11 protein-coding genes are annotated in these 21,303 nt (G+C 38.0%); 6 read left to right on the forward strand and 5 right to left on the reverse strand.

Features of this window, described 5'->3' with window-relative positions:
- Positions 1-10: 10 nt before the first annotated feature.
- Positions 11-3,202, reverse strand: a complete 3,192-nt coding sequence (locus DBR40_RS25295) for a SusC/RagA family TonB-linked outer membrane protein (protein ID WP_124562516.1) — start codon at positions 3,200-3,202, stop codon at positions 11-13.
- 479 nt (positions 3,203-3,681) lie between these two features.
- Between DBR40_RS25295 and DBR40_RS25300 the strand changes: the two genes are divergently transcribed.
- Positions 3,682-7,719 carry a hybrid sensor histidine kinase/response regulator transcription factor gene (locus DBR40_RS25300; protein WP_124562517.1) on the forward strand — a complete coding sequence of 1,346 codons (4,038 nt, stop codon included), beginning with the start codon at positions 3,682-3,684 and terminating at the stop codon, positions 7,717-7,719.
- A 105-nt stretch (positions 7,720-7,824) separates the two neighbouring features.
- Here DBR40_RS25300 and DBR40_RS25305 read toward each other — a convergent pair whose 3' ends face one another.
- Positions 7,825-8,202, reverse strand: coding sequence for a hypothetical protein (locus tag DBR40_RS25305; protein ID WP_124562518.1), 378 nt, complete (start codon positions 8,200-8,202; stop codon positions 7,825-7,827).
- Between the two features lie 421 nt (positions 8,203-8,623).
- Here DBR40_RS25305 and DBR40_RS25310 point away from each other — a divergent pair, with 421 nt between their 5' ends.
- On the forward strand, positions 8,624-8,854 hold the full coding sequence (locus DBR40_RS25310) for a hypothetical protein (protein ID WP_124562519.1): 231 nt from the start codon (positions 8,624-8,626) through the stop codon (positions 8,852-8,854).
- A 1,697-nt stretch (positions 8,855-10,551) separates the two neighbouring features.
- Here DBR40_RS25310 and DBR40_RS25315 read toward each other — a convergent pair.
- Both DBR40_RS25315 and DBR40_RS25320 read right to left on the reverse strand, forming a co-directional pair.
- The gene (locus DBR40_RS25315) at positions 10,552-11,274 is read right to left on the reverse strand and encodes a tetratricopeptide repeat protein (protein WP_124562520.1); all 723 of its coding nucleotides are present in this window, start codon (positions 11,272-11,274) and stop codon (positions 10,552-10,554) included.
- Between the two features lie 5 nt (positions 11,275-11,279).
- Complete coding sequence (locus DBR40_RS25320) at positions 11,280-11,840, reverse strand: RNA polymerase sigma factor (RefSeq protein ID WP_124562521.1); 561 nt, start codon at positions 11,838-11,840, stop codon at positions 11,280-11,282.
- A 182-nt stretch (positions 11,841-12,022) separates the two neighbouring features.
- Here DBR40_RS25320 and DBR40_RS25325 point away from each other — a divergent pair, with 182 nt between their 5' ends.
- From DBR40_RS25325 to DBR40_RS25335, 3 genes are all read left to right on the forward strand, one after another.
- On the forward strand, positions 12,023-12,994 hold the full coding sequence (locus DBR40_RS25325; protein ID WP_124562522.1) for a hypothetical protein: 972 nt from the start codon (positions 12,023-12,025) through the stop codon (positions 12,992-12,994).
- A gap of 93 nt (positions 12,995-13,087) precedes the next feature.
- Positions 13,088-15,088, forward strand: a complete 2,001-nt coding sequence (locus DBR40_RS25330) for a hypothetical protein (protein WP_124562523.1) — start codon at positions 13,088-13,090, stop codon at positions 15,086-15,088.
- Between the two features lie 439 nt (positions 15,089-15,527).
- Positions 15,528-18,197 (forward strand): CHAT domain-containing protein, encoded by a 2,670-nt coding sequence (locus tag DBR40_RS25335; protein ID WP_158674138.1) that lies wholly within the window; start codon positions 15,528-15,530, stop codon positions 18,195-18,197.
- A gap of 455 nt (positions 18,198-18,652) precedes the next feature.
- Here the strand turns inward: DBR40_RS25335 and DBR40_RS25340 are convergent, their stop codons facing one another.
- A complete protein-coding gene (locus DBR40_RS25340; RefSeq protein WP_124562525.1) occupies positions 18,653-20,170 on the reverse strand; it encodes an alpha-L-fucosidase in 1,518 nt (505 codons plus the stop codon).
- 203 nt (positions 20,171-20,373) lie between these two features.
- Between DBR40_RS25340 and DBR40_RS25345 the strand changes: the two genes are divergently transcribed.
- The gene (locus tag DBR40_RS25345) at positions 20,374-21,261 is read left to right on the forward strand and encodes a helix-turn-helix domain-containing protein (protein WP_124562526.1); all 888 of its coding nucleotides are present in this window, start codon (positions 20,374-20,376) and stop codon (positions 21,259-21,261) included.
- Positions 21,262-21,303: the final 42 nt, after the last annotated feature.

Raw genomic sequence — 21,303 nt, forward strand, 5'->3', positions numbered from 1 at the left:
AATGTTCAGATTAAAAATTAACGGATAGTCCGGCGTTATAAACCACCGACTGTGGGTAGTACCAGCCACGGCTGTTTCTGTTTTCCGGATCCAGGTATTTGATACCCTTGCTATAGGTAAATAGGTTTTGACCGTTTACATAACATCTCAGGCTACCCAATCTTAATTTTTTAACTAAGCCATCCGCGAAAGTATAACCGATCTCAGCATTTTTAAGGCGGATGAAAGAAGCATCCCTAATCCAGAAATCGGAATCGACATAGTTGTTATCTGTACCCTGCGGATCGCTTGATAAGCGTGGGTAAGTAGCTGTAGCTGCGGTACCAGGTGTCCACCTGTTTAAGTGATATTCCAGTACTTTGCCGCCGTTAAAAAACTCCCAGGCTACTTCGTTCGAAACAAACATGGAAGTATTGCCTGATCCGGCAAATAATACACTTACATCTAAACCCTTCCAGCTGAAGCCAGTGCTAAAGCCATAGGTAATTTCAGGGAAAGTTGGTTTTCCAACAGGAACCATGTCATAAGAGTTGATCATGCCATCCCCATTAATATCTTTATATTTAAAATCTCCTGGCTGTAAACGACCGCTGAAATAAGCCTGAATAGTTCTGTTATCTACCTCTCTCTGGTTGTTATAAAAACCATCTGTTAAATACCCCCAGCTCTGTCCGACACTTCTTCCAGTACGGGCCATCCATTCGTATCTTGGTGTTGGTTCATCCTGTGCCAGAATCTTGTTACGGGCAAAAGCAAAATTCCCCCTCACCCAAACATTTACACTACCGATTTGATGTGCTGTATTGGCTTCGATTTCAAAGCCCTTATTTTCTACCTGACCAATGTTCTGTACCGGTAAGGTAATACCTGCTACCACTGGTGTACTTGCAGGTGTAGTTAAAATATCGACACGTTTTTTATAAAACACATCGGCAACTAAACCCAGCTTTTTACCCCATAGGTTTAATTCCAAACCGATATTTGAACTGGTTTCTCTTTCCCAGCTCACACCATTGGTAGGTATGGCACCTTCTACTAATCCACCAACTGCACTGCCTTGGGCAAGACCAAAACTATAGCCTGTTCCTGAGCTATAAGCATTATTGTAGTACAAAAATCTTCTTCCCGTCACCGCATCGTTCCCTACCTGACCAATTGATCCCCTTAACTTCAGATAAGTGATTGCAGGCAGGCCATTTTTAATAAAATCTTCGCTAGATATTAACCAACCAGCAGAAAAGGATGGAAAAAAGCCAAAACGCTGACCATCCTGAAAGTTTTCAGAACCGTTATAACCGGCATTTACCTCTGCAAAATATTTATTGTCGTAACCATAGGTAACACGGCCAACAGCTCCCATTCTTGAAAATGGCCAGTCGGTAAGTGAACTGCTGGTAGCGGTATTATTTGTTTTTCTTTGTTGGTTGTAGAGCAGCAAAGCAGTAATATCGTGTTTACCGGTTTTTCCTTGCCAGAATAAAGATCCTTCCAGGTAAAAATTACGGTTACTGCCATCTGCATAAAAACTGTTGGTAGATATCAAAGGGTTATAGGTACCAGTTCGCTGCGTGTATATATACTGTCCGTTGACATCAATACCATCTACAGAATATCTTCGGTATGCACTGGCAATATCGCCACTATTTCCACGGAAGGTATTGTAAAACTGTGTATAATAACTGTTAAAAGCCAGATTAGCCTTGGCACTTAGTCCTTTTAAAATAAAATCTAGTTTCTGGTCAGCAACTACACTTATTTCTACAGTACTGTTATACTCTTTGGTAACACCACGCTCTCTTAAATCGCCCAGAATATTCCGCTGCACTTTTGCAGGGCGGTTACTGGCGCCATAGGTACCGTCAGGATTTAACAGGTTCATTTCATTTGGTGCCGTACGCGACAAACCGCTGAACATATCGCCCGCACCACCATAGCCAGTAACACTACCGCCACTGGTAGCGTATGGGCTATTTTTCACACCGCCAATAGCTGCCATGTTTACCGAAATCAAGGTTGTTTTAGTAGCATTAATGTCGATATTCGAACGGAAATTAAACCGCTGGAAACGTGAGTTTGCATCAAAGAAATCGCCTTTTGTATTTTTGTAAATACCTTGCTGATCTGCAAAACTGCCTGAAACAAAATAACGGGCAATGTTACTTCCTCCTTTTATATTGATGTTTACATTAGATTGTGGTGTAAACTCTTTCAAAAATTCCTTATAATAATCTACATCAGGATACAAAAAAGGATCGCTATGGTTCTTATAACCATCAAGCTGTTGCTGTGTATATGGCACTACTGCATTTGGATTATCATTTAATACCGCTTCATTTCTAAGGGTAGCATAATCATAAGAGCCCACAAAGTTGGGTAATCGGGCCGGGCTTTGTAAGCCATAATTTGCCGACATTGAAATGCTTGCTTTTCCTGCCGTACCTCTGCGGGTGGTTACCAATACTACACCGTTTGCTCCCCTAACACCAAAAACCGCTGTGGCCGAGGCATCTTTCAAAATCGATACCGATTCGACTTCATTAAAATCGATCTGCGAAAAAGGACGTTCAACTCCATCAACCAGCACCAATGGTGCTGCACTTGCCGAACTTAAAGTCGTTATACCTCTAATTAACAGACTGGCATCATCTCGGCCTGGCTCCCCACCCCTTTGCTGGGTAATCAAACCTGGTAAACGGCCTGCAAGGGCATTACTTAAGTTGGTAACCGGGTTCTGCTTAAGCTCTTTTGTAGATATAGAAGAAAGCGCCCCAACATTCGTTGCTTTTGTTTTCTGTCCGTAACCTACCACAACTACCGCATCAAGATCATTTTGTTGAGGTTCCATACGTATCTTAAGTACTTCCTGTCCATTAACCTCCCGCTCTATTGTTTTGTAGCCAACTGACATAAACTGAAGTATATCACCTGTGTTTGCATTAATGATAAAGCGGCCATCGTTACTGGTTTGTACGCCACCCGATTTTCCTTTTACTTTAACGGAAACACCTGGTAATGGCTGGCCTGTTTCATCAACAACTTTTCCTGAAACAGAAATAAATACCCTGGTAAAAGTTTTATCCGATCCGTAACCCATTGGTTGGTGGCGAGGATTTTTAAGTTTATTAAGTGGAGAAGCATTAATTTCATTGTGAGCGAGTAGCCCTACTGTCACAACAAAAAATATCAAGTAATTTTTTTTCATGCGCTTCTAATAATTTGATTAATACAGTTCAATGATTTTCTTTTCATCATACAATTGGTTAGGTTTTAAGAAACTGGAGCATCATGCATCAGTTGCAATGCTAAATTTGATCAGGCTGTTATTTACTTCCTGTACTTTGACACAAAAGGTGTGTCCTGCGTCACTAGACTTCTTAGCGGATAACTTTTGGGATCGGATATGACTGCGTACCGGATATTATCTGGCTGCAGTAAAATATCCAATACCCCAAAGTGTTTACATTTGGTAAAAAATTGGTTCATTGGTTTGTTGGTTTATTTTGATTAGTTGTTGCCCTAACAATTACATGTCCGGTTATCAGGTAAAATTGATTAATCGACTGATCATCAAATAGGGAAAATTTTAAATGAATGGGGGGAAAATCTTAAATTCAACAGGCTTTACATTAATTATCTGTTTTTAATGAACGAACGCACTTAAATAATTATAGTTTTGTTGTGATGCCAACCTTAGTTTATGTAAAGAAGAAATTTCTTGTCTGCACGATAAGCTGTCTTAGCTATGTCCTGATCTGGTTATGCAATCCTTTATCCGCAAAAGCACAATTAACGGTTTCCGCGCATTTCGGTGTTGAGGATGGACTTGTTCAGAAAAGTGTACTTTCCATAACCCAGGACAATCAAGGTTTTATGTGGTTTGGCACAGAAGACGGGTTAAGCAGGTTTGATGGTTTAAGGTGGCGTAATTTTAAAAACATTTCGAGTGTCACTGGTAAATCCCCAGCCCCAGTGCTAATCCGGTCTTTATTCTGGGATTCTCAAAACCGGTTGTGGCTTGGTACCAGCCTGGGCTTATTCACCTTCGACCCTATTACTGAAAAATTTAAACAAATATTACTACCATACTCCAGTCAGCCTGAAGTTAAACAAGTAATAGCCGATAGATCCGGACAAATTTTAGTGGCAACCAGTTCTGGTGTTGTCTTAATAGCTAAAGGAGAAAGGGCTATCAGGAGTAAAATGACCTTCAATAACGGAGAAAATATTTTTGCCTATGCAATTGGCGAGAGTGCTGATGGCAAAATCTGGTGTGGCACATCGAAGGGGCTTTTTGAAGCAAAGATCGAACTTAACTTCATTACCCTCACCCAGAAAGCAACCGAGCTCCCTGATTTTTTGTTAAAGCAGAAAATCACGTCAATAAAGTCAGATCATAATGGTAGATTTTGGTTCGGATCATATGCTTCCGGTCTTATATTATGTGAATATGCGAACGGAAAATTTATTAAGCCCAAAAAACAACCTAATCTGCCTGGTGGTGCATCTCATAAAATCAGGGCAATAATTAGTCTATTAAATCATAAAATTGCGGTTGCGACTGCCAATGGGTTGTTTATTTTCGATCTTAAAGATCTTAGTGGAGTGGAACTAAACAGCCAACTGGGAAATGAACAGACTTTACGTAACAATTCGATTCACAGTTTATTTCAGCAAAGTTCAGGTACCATCTGGATCGGTACCTATTACAGCGGTTTAGATTTGATAAAACCCACACTGACTGCTTTTCAGCATCTTACTGCTGGCCTACCCTCATTAAATCTGAACCATAGGGTGGTGAGTAGTATGGAAAGCCGAAGTCCAAGCGAGTTTTGGATAGGTACTGAAGGCGGAGGAATAAACATATATAATACTAAAAACAAACACATTAACTACCTAAGCAACCAACCGGGCAATAACAAAACCATCAGCTCAAATTTTATTAAGACCCTTTTCAAAGATAGAGAGGGGAACTTATGGATTGGAAATTTCTCAGGCACATTAGATGTACTTAATGCCCGCACCAATACTATCGAGCACCGTTTAACGGGTAGTGACAGGGTTACCGAAGTCAATTCAATTGTGGAGGACAAATTGAACCGCTTGTGGATTACCTCAAGCGGTGGTTTAAAAATATATAAACGTATTGGAACTGATTTAAAAGCAGACGGACTGGAAAATAAAAATATATTCAGATCATTTATAGCCGGAACCGCATTTAAAGACGCTCTACAGCGGCTATGGTTTATCTCTGGCACAAAAGTCCTGAACATCAGGGATAATACCATCTCCTTATACCAGCTTAAGTATCCGGTGAATACTATTGCCGAGCAAATGGGAACCATCTATTTTGGCATGGATAGCCATGGATTGGCAAAATTTGATGAAAAAAGCCGGCAGGTAATACCATATCACATCAATTCGCAGGTTGAAAATCGCTCAATATTTGGCATAGCATTCGATAATCATAATCAAATCTGGTTAGGCAGCGATAGTGGACTACTTAAAATTAACCTTGCAAAGAAAGCCGTTACTCAATACAGCAAAGCAGATGGATTGATCAGCACGAATTTTAATAACCACGCCAAATACGTCAGGGACAATTATTTGTTTTTTGGAACATTTGATGGACTTGTTTATTTTAATCCGGCCCAAATTCATGATAATGCAGCCCGGTCATCTACTGTTATTACAGGCGTAAGTGTATTCAATGTTCCCCTGAAAATCGGTAAATCAACCCAAAACAAATCTGTTTCCTATGCCAAAGAGATCGAGCTAAGCTACGATCAGAATTCCCTTACTTTTGAATTTGCCCTTCTGGATTTTATTAAGCCTGAAAAAAATGCTTTTAGATATAAATTAACGGGATTAAGTAAAAACTGGACAATAACCAATTCGGCAGATGCGACTTTTAATAACCTGGCACCAGGAACTTACAATCTGATTGTTAGCGGGAACAATGGTAGCCTCAACTGGAGTGATCCGGTTAGTTTAATCATCAGGATATCTCCTCCCTTCTGGGCCACATGGTGGGCTTATTCTTTTTATACGCTTATTTTAATTAGTATCGTTTTCCTTATCCTCCGGTACTTTGTGCTACGAACTCTTTTAAAACGTGAAGATGAGCTACATCAATACAAGATTAACTTTTTCACAAACGTATCCCATGAAATTAGAACACATCTGAGTCTTATTTCCCCTCCTATTGAACAACTGGTTTCAGACGAGCAATTGGGTATGAAACAAAAAGATAAAATAATGGGCATTGCCACCAATGCCAGACGATTGCTTACACTCGTTAATGAGTTGCTTGATTTTAGAAAGACAGAAGAAAACCGTTTAACCCTAATAGAAAGCGTTCAGGATTTATTGCCAATAATAGAAGATTGCCTGCAAATGTTTTCCGAAACAGCAACGCGAAAACAGATCAACACTGTATTTGAAAAAAAAGATATTGAATCAGCAATTTTATGGTGTGATGCCTTCCAGTTAAAAAAAGCGGTAATTAATTTATTGGCTAACGCATATAAGTTTACACCAGAAGGTGGATGCGTAGAACTTAAAATTAACCAGACCCCTGATGAGGTTAGCATTATTATAGCAGATAATGGGAGGGGAATTTCGAAAGTGCACTTAGATAAATTGTTTGAAAATTACTATCAGGTTGCCGACCATGGATTTCAGAATACCGGCTATGGCATTGGACTGGCTTTATCAAAAGCAATTGTTGAACTTCATGAGGGCATAATTACTGTGACAAGCCGTCTGGAAACAATGAACGAGCCTGGACAAACCTCGTTTACGATTTCATTACCGAAAAGACATAAGGAAGAGTATGAGACTAATCTGAAAACCTACGGAGATAATACTTTAACTAAACAGGGTATTGACCAAAAACACATTGAGCCATTATTACCCTTAATCAAAGCAGATGACAGCCTCAAACCAACTGTTTTGCTTGCAGAAGATAATCAGGAACTTGCTGCGCTATTAGCTGATATTCTGTCTGCTCACTATAATGTTAATGTTACCACCAATGGGAAAATGGCCTGGGAGCAAGCTAAACGATACATCCCTGATCTGATTATAAGCGACATAACTATGCCTGAAATGTCGGGACTTGATTTTTGTGAGCGAATTAAATCCAATATTGCAACCAATCATATCCCCTTTATCATGTTAACCGCAAAAACACAAACTGAGGATGTTATTACGGGCCTCTCTTACGGTGCCGATGTTTACCTCACCAAACCATTTACACCGCAGGCACTATTGCTCCAGGTAAACAATCTAATTATGGCTGTACAGCATGTACGTGTACACGTTAGTCAGTTATTTAACAGACCCGGTGCTTCGACAGATATTTTTAGTCACCTAAGCCAAACCACTATCGGTATAGAAAATCAGAAATTCTTAGATCAGCTGGTTGAAAAAATTATCATTTCTATAGAAAATCCTGAATTCGGTGTAAATGAACTGGCAATATTGATGAACATGAGCACCCCTATCCTTTATAAAAAAGTAAAGTCGGTTTCAAGCTTATCAGTAAACGATTTTATAAAAGGAATACGACTAAAAAAAGCTGCAGAACTTTTGCAATCGAAACTTTATACCGTCTATCAAGTATCCTATATGGTCGGTTTTTCAGATAGCAAGTATTTTAGCAAAGAATTCAAGAAATTTTTTGGAAAATTACCTTCTGAATGGATAAGAACAATTTAATAGCAATATTAACCTTGCCATATAGAAATGCAGGTTTAAATTCTGATCTACCTCATTATTGACAGCTTTTTTTTTATATCAAAATATTTTTTCTTCCTTCCAATATTATTTTAGTGATAACCCGTAACCAGCATCTAGTAAAATTTTGTTAAGTAATAAAAGACTGCTTGGACCAAGATTTCTAATACTTTTTAACTGGTTTAAAGTATATTTTCCTACAAAAAAAGCAATAGAAACCTCTTCTATCGACAAAAATGGTATTTTATTATAGATTGATTCAGATTGTAAAAAAGATGTAATAGCGTACAGCATCCTTTTGCTACCACGTTTTTGAAGAAGTGAAATCAAATTCCCATCCGCAGTGTTATTTTCATATTTTTTGACACTGACTCCTGCTTCTGCCAGTTCTCTCTGTACCTGTCTATGAAAAATATTAACTTTTTCAAGTGCTTCCAGATATTCATTGTATGTAATCTTTCTCATTTGGAGGGTGTTCATTCTTTTTTTTCAAAGTTTTCTATATGCCAATAAAATCACCAATATGAAGTACAATTTGCTTTCAAGCAAATAATTTACCCGTTTTGACGGAGTGATTATCTTATTTAGGTAGCCATAAAATTACTCCACCAAATGAATAACAAGCGAGGAAAATCTTAACTAAATAAGGAGAATATTTTAAAACACAAGAAATACCCTTGGTTTTGCTTTAAGTCGCATACTCTCAAAAATGCAAAGATGTGCGCTGAGTGGGTATTTCGACAAAAGTGGCCGAGCGTTTCGCGTTTAAGCTGTCACCCTGTTTCGCTGCAAACTTCATTTTTTGCTTGATCCATTGAAATACACTAAACAGATAGATTATGCTAGTCTGTTATAAAAAAATCATTATAGTGCAAAAAATCAAAACATGAAAAAGTCCATCAATATCAAAAAGTTCATCGCATCCCTTCAAAAACATGGAACAATCATTCCCTCCGACAAAGCTGAAGCCATATTAGAACTGGTATATAAGTTAAGTGAGCTTGCGGTTAAAATAGAACTTGATAAGATTAGAGGCAAGAAAAAAACAACGACAGGAAAACTTGACATGGTTACCATTGTCCTAATGGTGCTCGAACACCTGTTTGGAGGCAGTTAAAACTGATTTATCTATGTAATTAGAGATTCTTGTAAAGAAATCATCGAAAAAGTGAATAAGATATCGAACACAAAAAAAATCTTAACACAAGAATGTATTTTCATGAAAAACAGATTGTTAACAACAAAAAAAATAGAAAAAACCATTCGAAAATGTCTTTGTCCCATTATGGGTCGGCAACAGTCCGGATAAGCAATAAATTTATAGCTGATTTGAAGCGAATCGCAGAACTAGACACTAAAATGACAGAGTACGATGAGCTTGGCAGATTGCTAAAATTGAGAAAAGAAAGAGAAGCATTACCCCCCAAAGTCGTTGACAAAAAGAAAAAAAATTAGGACTAAAAGAAAATCAAGAAAGGTTTTACTTAAGAAGTGGATCATTAATATTTTGGATGACTAATAATTAAATTCAAGACGAGTCGATGGCCATCTTTTTCGACCTATATTGTATATTGGTCACTAGATTTCGCTTGAAAGTGATCAATTGGCTCATTTTAACCAACTTTAAACTTCTGAAAAACAGGTATTTATTCAATAATCACCTAGAGAAACCGAAATGGAGATGCTCTAATAGCCTTAAAATCAAAAATTACACCTCTTATTCTACGATCAAATTATTGCCCCTGAAATAGAAAAATGCAGAATTTTATGCCGTTCGTTCAGATTTAGGCTATATATTTTACACCGTTGGTGGTAAAGTTTATCAGTACGGTAAATCTTTAAAAACAACAAAATTAATGTTAGACCCAGGGATTAAAAGAATATCCTATTTTGGTTTTTACGACTTTAAAAACACCACGAAATACACCGGATCTAATAAATTAATGGTTGGTAGTTACGATCCTAGTTTACCTACAGAAACAAGTGGCAGCTTAGCTATTTATACCGTTCCTCCAGTAAATGGCGACCTCGTTCTTGACAAAAGCTTTAATGGTTTCGGAAGAATAAAAAACTCATCATGGCGAGTTTGTATTTGATACAGGTGCTGCCTATCATTTAATTTGTTTTAGGCCTTTTGTAAGGAAGAATAGATATTAGTGAGTGGTTTTTACGCCAGAATATCAAGCCAGTACCGTAAGCATGGGCGTAAACTACCCTACTTTTAATGGCAAGACCGAGCGTTTTTCTTTTCAGATACTCCCCCTATTTTAAATATGCCAATCGCCTTGATGGCTGGCGGCGGACAGAATGAAAGCTGGAATCTAGGATTTGATGGTTCTATTGGAATGCGGATTATTTCCCGTTACAATTTCACGATCAATTACCAAAAAAAAGGAAATCCACCTCACACCAAATAAGAATTACAACAATCCGTTCGACTTTATAATCAGTGGCTACGCTTTTGGATACAATTTGAATGGAGTATTAGCTATGGAAATGATTGTCAGACTACTGGCCGACCAACTCATGCCGGAAGGTGCAATTATTAAAGCATTAACGGACTTTCAGGCGATACCCTCCTTAAAAATCCAAAGTCATTAAAAAACCTGTTGGCCTTACCAACAGGGACAAAATATACTATAGAATATTGCTCCAACAATCAAGTTCTGAAAGAAATCGTCACTAAATAGTGATGACATCTATTATCCTGAAAATTTAGGCTTATCCAACTGTCCATGAAAGGTGGGTTATGCACCATGCTGTCCTCTTTTGGAGAGCGAAGGGGGAAGATAGAGACAAAATAAATATGCTTTCCTATTTAAGTTTCCTCAACAATTCTTTCGCTTGTTCATATCTCGTAGTAGCTGATGGAATTTTTTGCAACCAAGTTTTACATTCTTCCTGCTGATCCTCTTTCAAATAACTCAATGCAATAGAATAAGTCGCTTCGTATTTAAATACCGATTCGCCTTCATAAATAGGCAATAACACCGCTCTGGCATTTTCAACTTGGTTGGTTTTAAGTAAGGCTAATCCATAATAATAACCAATCATCGCATCTAATGGTTGTTTCGCATGCAGTTTTGCTAAGGCTACACGAGCCGCCTCATAATTCTTCTCGTTGTAAAAAGCTGCCGCTTTATCTAATTCAGTCGGTAATTCTGCTCCTCTTTCGGTAACCAACAGCTCACTACCATCTACATATTTTTCATATAAATTGGCATTCCAAGGTGTCCAAATCATCAACCCAATTACTAAAATAGCAGCGATACCACTTAGCCATTTAAGGGCAGGGTTAAGAGAAACAACTTTAGCTTCTTCTCTGAAATATTGTTTGTTTAATCCGGCTAAGGTTGCCGAAAGCTCATCATGGCTCGTCAACTTCATTTTTAAACCCTGATGAATATCCTCATACGCTTTTACTTGTGCCTGAAGTGCAATATCGCTCACCAAGCGTGCTTTAAAAGCCGCAATTTCCGCTTCATCCATATCGTTCTCCATATAGCGACTAACCAGTAAGATTTGATCTTCAGCCATGATTTTTATTTATTAAGTTGAACCAGTTTAATGAGGCTCGCCATACATTCACACTTCTTTTTCCTTAAATAGCCATAGGTAACGCCTAAAGCTTCTGCCACCTTTTCTTGGGCATCCCCTTGCATGCTCCATTGTATAATTTCCTTGCAACGGTCTCCTAATTTCTCAAAGGCTTTCAAGAATAAATCAGATTGGGCTGCTTGTTCTTCCAGTTGTGCCGCCTGTTCAAATGTATCCTCTCCCACTAGTAATAAATCATCCTCGTTATTTGTTACCTGTAAAACTGATTTTTTCTTTAACGTATTCAACCATTTCCTTTTGCATACTAATAATAGGAAAGGCTCGAACGGACAAGTAAGCTGCAAATTTTTATACTTTGCCTGATTATAGATGTCTACTAAAGCTTCTTGGAAGATATCCTCGGCATCACTGGCAGAACCATTATTAAAAACCACAAAGGCTTTTACCTTACCCGCTGATTTTTTATAAATCTCGTCGATCAGCCTCGCATCATTTTGAACTAGTGCCAATAAATAACGTTGGTCTTCATGTACAGGTTTTGCCATTGGCGACAGTTTAGGGGCTATTTGGTAAGCTAATTTAATCTTTCTTCCCCATTGCGAAAAAAAAAAATTAAAATAAGGGGGTAACAAAATTCCAGTGCCGCTTATATATCATCAAAATCTATGAAATGGCGTTTGCTGAAAAGCCTTTAAAAGAGTAAGCCTAAAATTTAAAATTAAAGATCATGAAAAAGTTAAACTTAACCTATGCATTAATCGCAATTATCATTTTATTTTCTGCTGCTTGTAAAAAAGACAGAACCACCAGAAATACCGCTAACTCAGCTCAAGAATTTGCTGCTATTTTCGGACCTCAATTGCAACAAGTAAAAATAAGCGGGAATACTTCAAATACATTCACTTTAAAAGGCGGAACAAAAATCATCATTCCTGCCGGAGCAATTAAACTTGGAGGTGCCCCCGTAACCGGGGAGATTATCATCGACGCGATGGAAGTTTTAAAAAGAAGTGACATACTGTTTAGCGGCACCAATACCAATCACATTAGCGGCGCCCCTTTAGCTTCCGATGGCTTCATCTACTTAAATGCAACCGTAAATGGCGTAAAAGTAGACCAAGCCTTGAATGCTGCCGTTAAGGTTTCCATTCCTGCAAACAGAACTGGTGTTACCCAAATTTGGGAAGGCGTAGAGAAAGTTGGGACAGATAATCAAATGGCATGGCAAGCTCCAGTACAAAATCCAAATGGGGCAGGTGTACAAATTAAACGGGAAGCAGATGCGTCAGCAGGTTCATTTACCTTTGATATGGGCAACTTGGGATGGATCAATTGTGATGTATTCTATAGCTATAGCAATCCTAAAACGACTACTCGTGTTACTCTGGTAAACAATCCAGGAACGATGGCTTCTTTCAGGGCATTTAGCGGCGAAACATTTGTATTCTTCTGTGCAAAAGGCAGCAATGTTGCCGCTCAAATGTACACTCCAGATGGTGCTAACAAAGTAAAAAGTTATGATGATGTAATGCCAATTGGTGTACAGGGAAAATACCTATCTTTTTCTATTAAAGATGGTAAATACTACTACGCAGAACTAGAAACTACCATTGTAGCCAGTCAAAATATCACATTAACCTTGGTAGAAACAACCGAAGCCCAAGTGCAAGCAGCTATCAATGGCTTAAACAACTACTAATATTCCCAAATATTAACAATAGAGATGGAGCCAATTATTTGGCTCCATCTTTTTCGATTTCTTTATTCCGAGTAAAAATCTATAAATTTAATAATGATGAAGATGCTACTCTCTATTTTGCTTATTGCAGGACTAACCTCAGCTTATGCTCAGGTATTACCAACTGATACTGTGCCTGCGATCATCAATTACACGACAGAAAATGGCGTTACTAAATTCACATCAGAACTTAGACCATTAAGACAAATAGCTGGAGCTCCTGCCCCATTCTATACTTATTTTTGGGAATTCGGAGACGGGAGCTTCAGTTTCGAGAAAGATCCATTACATATTTATAAAGACAACAAGCCAGCATTCGCCAGACTTTTTGCTACCAACAATTATGACGATGGCAAGCGTCCCCCTACTAAACCAAAGCCGATTATTAAACCAACGCTTAAGCCAGGTACCGCTAGACCGTTAATGGCAGCTAATGCTACAGAACCATCTTTATTCAAAATGGGCGGCAATATAGAATTGAAAAGTAACTGTATGCCAAAACCAGGTGATGGTATGATGGTTGTTTTTGGCTACCGGAATAAAGCAGAAAACGGACAACAGAATTTAAATGGAACACTTGCCATCTTGTTCAATGACAAAGAGTTTACCAATAACAATTTTATACTAGCAGAAACCAGGGTCTATAATGAAGAGAAAAAAACTGACCTTAAACCTTTGCTAAATACAGCTTACTTACCTATTAAAAAGGCTAATCCACCAGTATATTATGCTTCCTTAAATGAAATACACTTTAAGGCTGATGATAAGGTCTTATTGAGCGAGAAAGCCAAAACATTTAAAAGCAGCGAAACCTGGCGTTTTGAGAACCTCCAACAAAATGAAGAACGATTTGTGTTTATGCATTTTAAAACTACGCCAGAAATGATCAAGGATACCAATGCAGTGGTTAGGATCACCGCAGTTTTTATCCCTGACAACCCCTTAGTAGAGAAAGAATTTTTTAACCTGGAACTGCAGATTGTGGCCTCCCACGATCCGAATAAAATGGTACTCCGTAAAACCAGAATGAATTATCGGTTAATAGGAAATAACAGGGAATTGACCTATAAAATACGTTTCCAGAATACAGGCAAAGGACCAGCAAAAAAAGTTGATGTCGCAGTAAACATTGCGGAAGTATTTGATCAGGGCACAATTAAAATTACAAAGACAAAACCCGAGGTAGTGAGCTGTGATTCTGCCTACACCAATCAGAGTTGTATTAGAACCATAAAGGGAACAGATAGCGTACATTTCGTATTTAGTAACATCTACCTACCTGGAATGCAGCAGAAAGGCGTAAGCGATGCAGATTCAACAATGGGCTTTGTAGAATATAAGATCAAGTTTAAAGAGAAACCAAAAAAACTTCCAATTAGAAGTGGCGCAGCCATTGTATTTGATAAAAATGAACCTATTTATACCAATCGAGCTGTTGGAAGATTTAAAATGGGTTTATCTCCCGGCTTAATTCTTGGCTATGGTTTTCCCTTTGAAACAGACAACAGCAATTATTTAAACAATAAAAACGTCGTAATTGGGGCAAGTTTGGCGCCCTACGCACCACATCGCCACTATTGGCAGGTAGAATTATACCTCAGCTCTTTTAAGGAAAATACAGCGTTGATTAGCTCCAGTGGCCCTGGAAAAGATACCATCGTCAATAGAATTCCCTACCGGATATTAAACAAAGATTACACGAAATTCAAAAAAGTGACCACCATTAATGTAGTGCCAGCCCAACTTAGATATAATATCAATAAATATATTGGCGCAGGCGCGGGTGCCTTGGTTTCATTAGATCTTCATCATAAAACCACCGACGTTTTAGATTATACCTTAAGCACTCAAAATGCGAATGGTACAACCGCAACTTCTGATTTAAAGGTAATCGCAAACCAACTGAAAAAAAACTTTGCGGAAGCGAGGGTCTCATTCTTTGCAGATATTCAACTCGGTTTAGTTAGAGTAGGCCCATCCATCGGATTTAGGTATATTTTCGATCCTAAAACCAATAACAACCGCATGGCAACTTATGCAACTTGGAAGTTTTAGTTTTCCCACCGTATAAGACATATTTTTCACCATATAAGGAAATGTAAGACAATACCTTATATGGTCACATCTCGTATTTTCCATATATCTATATGGTTTAAAATTCACTAAATCAGCTGAAGCCACACCCATATGCATTCAGCCTGCTTACGTTTCTCCTTATTAGCTTTAGTTTGCTTGAACACTAGCTTATTCGCACAAAATAGCCCTATCCAAAAAAATTAATTGGTTAACTGGTTAATTGTTTTGCACCCTGCGTGTCATTGCGAGGCTGTCTTTCACAGCCGAAGCAATCTCATTGCGGGTTAACGCACCAAGGGGATTGCTTCGTTCCTCAATGAAGGGCATATGAGTTTAAAAATTACTAAATTAGCTGAAGCCTTACCAACCTATGCATTCAGCCTGCTTACGTTTCTCGTTATTAGCTTTAGTCATTTACTTGAATACTAGCTTATTCGCACAAAATACCACTATCCAAAAAAAACTAAACACCTATCAACAGCAAGATAATTTAAGCGACTGGATTTATGAACGGTTAAATTATGTAGCCAAAAATCCACAGCAGCGTTTATCTTATTTAATGGAAACGCAACAACAAGCTTGGCGTAAACCAAAAACATCAACCGAGCATGAAGTGTGGCTCACTTTATTAAGCAACCAAGGTTATGATCAGCTATTAGATGGGAATATCTTAGGCTCAATCAATAGCTATGAAACTGCTTATTCCTATTACCTTAAAAATAAGGTTGTTGATTTCGATATCGTAGAGTACACCGCTAAACCTTTAAGCAATAATTACACGAGACTCGGAGATTATGAACGAGCGCTATACCTCCAATTATTAGCGGTCAGGTTCCTCAAACAAACCAATGAAAAACCTGAAAATATTGCGGCTATTTATGGAAATATCGCCATTTCATATCGTTCGATGGGAAATTTACAAGAAGCAGAAAAGAATGTAAATATGGGGTTAAAGTTGGCAAATCACCATAACCAGGTTCAGATTATACTAAACAACATCCTAGCAGATATTTTATTCGACCAGCAAAAATTCATAAAAGCAGCAAAGCTGATTGAATACAACATCAATAAGCAAAAGAATAGCAATCCAGATGACGCTTATTGGCTGATGACTTCTTATACTTCTGCAGGGGACATCTATAAAGCGCAAAACAAATTGCAACAGGCAGAGCACTATTTCAATAAAGCATTAAAACTTTTAAACACTTATTATAGCGGCGCAAGATTAAGAGAGAAAGCCAATGTTTTAACAGCAATAGGAACTGTTAAATTATTGCAAAAGAAGCCTCAACTCGCCATCGGTTATTTTAATCAAACCTTAGCGACTTTAAGAATAGCAACCAACAATCAAATTGATCCAAACAAAATATATGGTGACAATCGGCTAGTAGATGCTTTTCAGGAAAGAGCCGCGGCTTATTTACAATTGCAAAAACCCCGGGAAGCCTATCAAAACATCAAATTTGCCCTACGATCAGCAGATAAGATCAGAAATGAATTTGCCGATGATAAAACAAAAGAACGTCTTCAGGCCAACCTCAAGTTAATTGTGGAAAAAGGAATTGATATTGCTTTCAATTTATACCAACAAACAAAAGACAGCTCACTATTAAATGAAATTTTAAACCTAGCCGAACAAAGCAAAAGCAGAACGCTTTTAGATCAGATGAATAGAAATCAATGGCTAGTTTCTGTCAACAAAAAAGATTCCCTCTTTATCAAAAAACAAGCTTATGAAAGAGCAATTAGCTATAATGAGAAACAGGATATCGAAGGAAAGATAGCGCAGAATTCAGCTAAAACAGCTCAGTTGAAGTACTTTCTTGCATTGATCAATAAACAAATCAAACAAAAGCATCCCCAGTTTAATCCAGAAGTCCATAACTTATCAATCGACAAAGTTTTAGCAGCATTACCAAACCAAAAAATAATAACCTATTTCTTTGGAGAAAACTCCATATACATGATTGATATTGAAAATAGGAAAGTTAATAAGGTCATTAAATTAAATAATTCGGCCGCAATAAAATCCTTAATTAAATCCTATTCAGACACCTATTTTCAGCACGGCCCTAGTGCAATGATTAATACGCCTAAGTCGTTTTACTTAGCGTCAAATCAAATTTATCAGACGATTTTAAATGGCATTAAACTCGCCAAAAACAAGGCTGTTATTATTGTGCCCGATGATGTTTTAGGTTACATTTCTTTTGACGGCCTAATTACCAACAATAACTACAATCCTAGCATTTCAAACTGGCCCTTTTTAATTAAAACAAATAGCCTTACCTATGCCTTTTCTTTAAAAACACTCGTGGCTCATCAAACCAGATCAAATACAAAAAAATTTATCGGTCTGTTCACTACCCATCAGGAAAATAACCTCAAGCCTTTAAAAGCGGTAGAAGATGAAGCTGCAGCCATTAAAAAAGTAATTAATGGTGATTTCCTTTTTAATGAAAAGGTGAACGTGGCCACACTTAACCATGCTTTTGAAAACAGTAGCATATTGCATATCGGAACACATGCATATTTATCAGGTAAAAATCAAGAGCCAACCCTAGACCTCGATAAAGAGAAATTATTTCTATTTGAGCTCTCTGCAAAGAAAAATGTCCCCTCTTTGGTAGTGTTAAGTGCTTGCAGAACCGCAGATGGTCTGTTGGCCAATGGCGAAGGGATTATTAGCCTGTCAAGAGGATTTAATGCGATTGGTACCCCGGCAACTATAGCAGGACTATGGAATGTGAATGATGCAGCCGCTTCAATCGTAATCGGTAATTTCTATAAGCATTTGGCAACCCGCAAAACTAACGGAGATGCGCTACATCAAGCTAAAATTGATTGGCTAAATGCCCCACAAAATAATAATGCATTTTATCTTCCCTATTATTGGGATAATTTAATTTATATGGGAGTTGACCAACAAATTGAACTTCCTGAACTGTCCAATTTGCTTTTGATACTTTCTATTATCATGGGATCACTTGTGATACTTTCCATAGCTGTGATTTTAAAAAGAAATTTCGGTGCAAATCGTAACAAATTTCGTTCTTATTTAGTCTCGGATCAGTCAATTAATTTATAAATTGATGTAAGAAATTTAACTATTAGTTAAACAAATTCGATACAAACATCCTTATTTTTTGGAGGATCTTAAAATGCAAAAGCCTCCCCAACTATTACGTTTGATCCCTCTATTCAACGATTTGAAAATTGCTTAAAAATAAAAAAGCCCTTTAAGATACCTTAAAAGGCTAACGGGTGGCTGATGGGGCTCGAACCCGCTGAGTAAAGTTTTCTTAGTAAATCAAATTCTTAAAATTTGGAATTATTTTTTCGACACATTTCTAAAAATTTTCAAATCAGCAATTCTCTTCAAATCTTCAACAAAAAAGTTCGTTAAAGGTCTTGTTACGAGCACAAACGAGACAAATCAGTTTTTAAGCTGTTTGTCTCGTTTTTATTTTTAAGGGTTTCTTAGATCTACCCGTTTAATTTATAGCTATTTTTCGTCAGCAAGAAATTTTCCTTACTGTGCTTCTATTTTTTAAATTCTACTTTAAATCCGGTTACCTGCCAAGCCGGATAATTTGCAGGCTTTTTTATCACCAGCGAACCTTCGTGCTGCTCCCAGTTTAGTTTTTGCTTGCTGCCCAGCAGGGTAACTGCGCTAATAGGCTTAATCAGGTATTTCGAATTCCGTCCCAGCAGGTGCATATCAATATCTCCTTCAGGAACGTTTAAACAAAATGCAAAAAGATCGTTCCCTTTGGTGGTGTAGCGGATATCTGCAGACTGATACTCGCGTGTATCTGCTAAACCGCCGAAACGGCCTTTTTTCTGGTTCGATTTAATGGTAGATGGACCTTCGCCGTACATTTTCCAGGGCCGTGTAGCATAAATACCTTCGCCATTCAATTTGATCCACTCACCTATTTCTGTTACAATTTTAACCACATCAGGCTCGAGATCACCTTCGGGAGTTTGCACTACATTGATTAATAAATTGCCATTTTTACTTACAATATCCACTAAAAGTTGTGCAATTTCATTTGCACTTTTGTATTTCTGTCCTGTTCTGTAATACCAATCGCCTATTGAGGTATCGGTTTGCCACGGAAAAGGGCTGATCGAATCCAGTACCCCACGCTCAACATCCTGCGCCCATTTACCTTCCGATGGTTCTTTAGGGGTATAAACTGCTTCGAGTTTACCTTTATTTTTAGCGATATCCTGGTTATAGTAATGCGCTACCATGGTACGTCCAATGTCTTCAAAAGGAAGTTTACTATCCGAATATAGCAAATCAGGGTGATAATTATCGATGAGTTCGGTTATGTTTTCCAGCCATTTTTTCTGCCACCCCGGATTGTTGGTTATCCATTCTTTTATGTTGCTTGAATCGGCCGGTAAATGATAAAGGTCTGCATATTTCGGATCATGTCCATCGTAAGGAATACCTGCAAATTCGCCGGTTTTATCTGCGCCATGACTGGGTTGAAACCAGTTGAAACTGGCCGCAAGATGTTCTGAAATACCAAAACGCAGTCCTTCTTTTTTAGCTGCTTTTTGCCACAGCCCCACTACATCTTTATGTGGCCCCATGTTTACCGAATTCCACCGGTGGATCTTAGAGTTCCACAAAAAGAACATATCATGATGTGAGCCCATGCTTACAAAATATTTAGCACCAGCTTTCTTATAAAGGGCCATTAACTGTTCAGGATTCCACTTTTCTGCTTTCCATAAGGGGATAATGTCTTTATAGCCGAACTTAGAAGGGGTACCATAATGGGCCACATGATACTTGTTTTGGCTGCTGCCTTGAATATACATATTTTTGGCGTACCAATCGCCTTGTCTGGGAACGGCCTGAGGCCCCCAGTGAGACCAGATTCCGAATTTTGCATCACGAAACCAATCCGGATACTGGTACTGTTTTAAAGATTCGTCGGTTGGCTTAAACTTCCCTGATTCAATCTTTGTATTACTTTGCTGTGCCTGCACATTCGTTAACAAGGAAAATGCCGTAATTATTACAACTAATATCTTTTTCATTTTATGAGTGGTTTAAATCATGAATGCTTTAGTTTATTCCCCGGGATTACCGTACTAACCAGAAATGTGAGCATCAGACTGCCTAACAACTGTTACTTTAGATGATCATATATTTGGCTATTTTCATCAAAAATAAGTATCTTATCCGATCTAAATTTGATTAAAATAGACTATTTATTGTAAAAATCCGACATTCTAAAAAAATGGTAAAACGAGTTCTTCAAAATACTTTTTCTTTACTTAACGTAGATTACGTAAAGCTTTCTACCAAATGGGATTACCGCAACGTAATCAGCCCCTATTACCGTATCTATTACATTGATGAGGGATCTGGAGAAATATCAGACCAACTGCAGCGTTTGCAACTCGAAGCAGGTTACCTATACATCATCCCCAGTTTCACACTGTGCAACCTGCACTGCAATGGTTTCTTAAGTCAATATTTCGTTCAGTTTTTTGAAGAATCTGTGGATGGGATTTCGCTCTTTGCACAAAAAAGAACAGTATCCAAGATCAAAGCGAGCGCTATGGATATTGACCTTTTTAAACGTTTGCTCGAAATCAATCCCGGCCGGGGAATCAACCGGTCTGACGATCCGAAAGTGTACGAAAAAAATATTTTCTACAAAGAATATCAGGAATTAAATAACCGGCAGAGCTTAGCCAGTTATTTGGAAACGCAGGGAATATTGCTTCAACTGATGGGGCGTTTATTGCAATCGCAGCTTTACTTAAGGCAAGAATCCCATCAAACTCCAGTTAAGATAGCAGAAACGGTGAGTTATATTTTGATTAACCTGAACCAGGAATTATCTGTAACTGCGCTTGCCTCACGTTTAAATCAACACCCCGATTACTTCTCTCGCCTGTTTAAAACCTTTACCGGTGAGCGTCCTGTCACCTATATTCTTGGTAAAAGAATAGAACGTGCTCAGTATTTACTCGCTACGAGCCAGTTAACTTATTCTGAAATTGCAACCCAAACAGGTTTCGATAATCTTTCCTATTTTTCCAGATCGTTTAAAAAACTTACAGGTATGTCGCCCGGAGCTTATAAAAAACAGGTCTACAAAGTCGGCTTTACTTTATGAAAAGTGTACTTATTTTCGATTGTAATCGAGTAGGAAGATAGG

The organism is Pedobacter sp. KBW01 (assembly GCF_003852395.1).
GTDB lineage: Bacteria > Bacteroidota > Bacteroidia > Sphingobacteriales > Sphingobacteriaceae > Pedobacter.

Coding starts and splice junctions, on each gene's coding strand:
- DBR40_RS25295 (WP_124562516.1), bottom strand. CDS start 3,202: ATGAAAAAAAATTACTTGATATTTTTTGTTGTGACAGTAGGGCTACTC.
- DBR40_RS25300 (WP_124562517.1), top strand. CDS start 3,682: ATGCCAACCTTAGTTTATGTAAAGAAGAAATTTCTTGTCTGCACGATA.
- DBR40_RS25305 (WP_124562518.1), bottom strand. CDS start 8,202: ATGAGAAAGATTACATACAATGAATATCTGGAAGCACTTGAAAAAGTT.
- DBR40_RS25310 (WP_124562519.1), top strand. CDS start 8,624: ATGAAAAAGTCCATCAATATCAAAAAGTTCATCGCATCCCTTCAAAAA.
- DBR40_RS25315 (WP_124562520.1), bottom strand. CDS start 11,274: ATGGCTGAAGATCAAATCTTACTGGTTAGTCGCTATATGGAGAACGAT.
- DBR40_RS25320 (WP_124562521.1), bottom strand. CDS start 11,840: ATGGCAAAACCTGTACATGAAGACCAACGTTATTTATTGGCACTAGTT.
- DBR40_RS25325 (WP_124562522.1), top strand. CDS start 12,023: ATGAAAAAGTTAAACTTAACCTATGCATTAATCGCAATTATCATTTTA.
- DBR40_RS25330 (WP_124562523.1), top strand. CDS start 13,088: ATGATGAAGATGCTACTCTCTATTTTGCTTATTGCAGGACTAACCTCA.
- DBR40_RS25340 (WP_124562525.1), bottom strand. CDS start 20,170: ATGAAAAAGATATTAGTTGTAATAATTACGGCATTTTCCTTGTTAACG.
- DBR40_RS25345 (WP_124562526.1), top strand. CDS start 20,374: ATGGTAAAACGAGTTCTTCAAAATACTTTTTCTTTACTTAACGTAGAT.